Source organism: Sutterella seckii, assembly GCF_009183815.1.
GTDB lineage: Bacteria > Pseudomonadota > Gammaproteobacteria > Burkholderiales > Burkholderiaceae_F > Sutterella > Sutterella seckii.
In genome coordinates this window covers 1-2319 of record NZ_WEHX01000163.1, presented here as the reverse complement: position 1 = coordinate 2319, position 2319 = coordinate 1, and the positions used below count along the sequence as shown (strand labels likewise).

At 55.2% G+C, this 2319-nt stretch carries 1 protein-coding gene; it reads right to left on the bottom strand.

Annotated elements, in window-relative coordinates:
* Positions 1-85: 85 nt before the first annotated feature.
* Positions 86-2182, bottom strand: coding sequence for an IS1634 family transposase (locus GBM95_RS11530; RefSeq protein ID WP_152159225.1), 2097 nt, complete (start codon positions 2180-2182; stop codon positions 86-88).
* Positions 2183-2319: the final 137 nt, after the last annotated feature.

Sequence of the window (2319 nt, the reverse complement as noted above, 5' to 3'; positions counted from 1 at the left end):
AAACCTGAGTTTGGGAGTTTGAAAGCAGAAAAAAGGGCGCCCATCCCTGCAGCAGTAGGATAGCGCCCTTTTTTATTTTTTTACGCTATAGGCTTGCTTTTTGGTCCTGCAGCCGGATGATTTCAGGGACGGCATCTGCGTCCGTAGGGAAACGAGTTCCCAGGCAGCGCGCCAGCTCAGCTCGGGAGCATAGGGCAGGCACAGGGCTGAGTCCGCACGCCTGCATGATGGTGTCACCATTGTCTTTGATCTCGAGCTCTCCAGTCTCATGCCGGGCCCTGAGGCGCTGATTCGAATCCCAAGGCGCCGCCTTGCGGTTTGTCTCTCGACGAGCTGTCGGCAAATAGAGATAGCTGTCCGCTGCCGGGTTGTAGACTGCTGCAACTTCACAGTCGCGGAGTCCCTCGCAAATCTCATCTATACTGAGCCCGGCCTTCGCCTTCTCCAAACGATCCTGCACAATGCGCACCAGCAGGAGCGCAAGGAAGATCACCAGGATGTGGCCGCGGATGTGTTCCGAGGTCCAGACGTACATCGGCCGCAAACCGAGGTTGGTTTTCATGATGCGGAAGCACGTTTCGATTTCCGTCAATTTCTTGTACGTGCCTGCCATCGGGAATTCCATCCGATTGCCGTCAGCGTTCGCGCCAGCTTCCTGCGCTTCGGAGTCGGTCCCTTCGACGTTCCCCTGAGGTCCTGCCGCTGAATAGACAAGAGCTGCGTAGCCGGCAAACCGGCGGCGTCTGGCGAGCGCCTTCTCATCCACTCCGATAATCCGCGCTTCCACATCTTTTTCCGTCTTGACGAGCTGAGCCCATGCGCTGCGGTTCTTGCCAATCTTTTCGCCTCGTGCCTGCTTGGCCTGGATCAGGCGCACCAAAGCATCAAGGATGGCGTTGTCGCGCCGGGCGCGCTTCTCGTTCCACGTCAAAACAAGCGTGCACTTGACGGCCTTGTCTCCAGTTCCCTTCGTCCAGTCAGGAATCACGCGGAACCGACCTGCATCAGGGTTGACAGGGTTGACGGGTTGGTATTGATCCTCCTCGAAAAGCTTCTTTTCCATCTCCCGGGAAAACTGCGTTACCTTCTGTGCGACAAGGAATCCGAAGTCGAGACTGCGAAGCATTTCCAGGTTCTCGGCCGAATTTATGCCTCGATCAGCGAAGACGACGGCTTCCTTGATCTGATACCGCTTCTTCCAGGCGGTGATGACGGGACGCATAGACTTGAATTCCGATGTGTTGCCCGAAAAAACTTCAAAATCCATGGGGAAGCCATATTTATCAATCACCATAACGATCGATACAATCGGCAGATCACTGCGGTGCTCCTTGGAAGGTCCTCTGGCTCTGAGGTACTGGAGCTTGAGCCCGGCGATCTTCTCTACTTCTTCGGCCGACAAGCTTTCCACATTGAGCTTGCCTTCCGAATCCCAGCGGCCCGGGTCGATTTCTCCGCAGCCGCGGTACATCTCGGCCGCTTCCTCAAAACGCTCTGCATAGTCCGTCTGCTCGCGCTCCATTTCCGCGTCCGTCAGCGGCGCTTCAAAATAAGCATTGGTGACATCGTAGAAGACCAGCGTGGCGCGCTCCTTCCCGTACGCCTCATCCATGCGCTTGTTGACGTGCTTGAGGATTGTTTCCTTGTTTTCCTTCAAAAAATCGTACGCGTCGTAGTAGCTCGTCAAGTCGTCCGTCCCGGCCGGATTCCCGAGATATGCATCCTTCTGCTGGAAGCTTCGGAGGATGGAAGCAGGATCCAAAACTTTACGAAAGACCAGGAAGGAAATAACGGCATTGAGATCTGTCCTGATGCGCGTCTTTTTCTGTAAATAACCGAACTTTGCCGGCAGACGCAGTTCATCCCAGATGGCTTTGAGCGCGTAGTGGCCGTAGTTGAGACGAGCGCTCTTGGGCCGTTTGCCGCTGCCGGCCTGAACGGCGAGGAGCGAATGAGCTGTCTCGCTGCGCATGGCCTGGGTAGCCGCAGCCTTATCAGCGGACGCCTGCTGGTATTTAGCCTTCAAAGCTTCAAACTCGCCAGGCTTCATTTGATCGAGCCTGCCGAACCGCTCGACAACCTTCGACCGGGCAACACGCTTTTGGGGATCCCAAAATTTCTCGACGAGTACGACATAGCGGAACTGCCCGCCTTTGCCGCCTTTCTGGGTAGTGATGTACATAGCTGCTCCGGGAGGAATTCCAACAATTATAGCACATCTATAACCAGCCTATATAACGAAATAGAGAATTCAGGTCAAAAAAAGTGGGGTGCAGGGCAACCCACGATTTTTAGGGCCTTGAAACTCCCAAAGTCAGG

Bases quoted from the DNA above. Each gene is read 5' to 3' on its own strand.
- GBM95_RS11530 (WP_152159225.1), bottom strand. From the start codon at position 2,182: ATGTACATCACTACCCAGAAAGGCGGCAAAGGCGGGCAGTTCCGCTAT.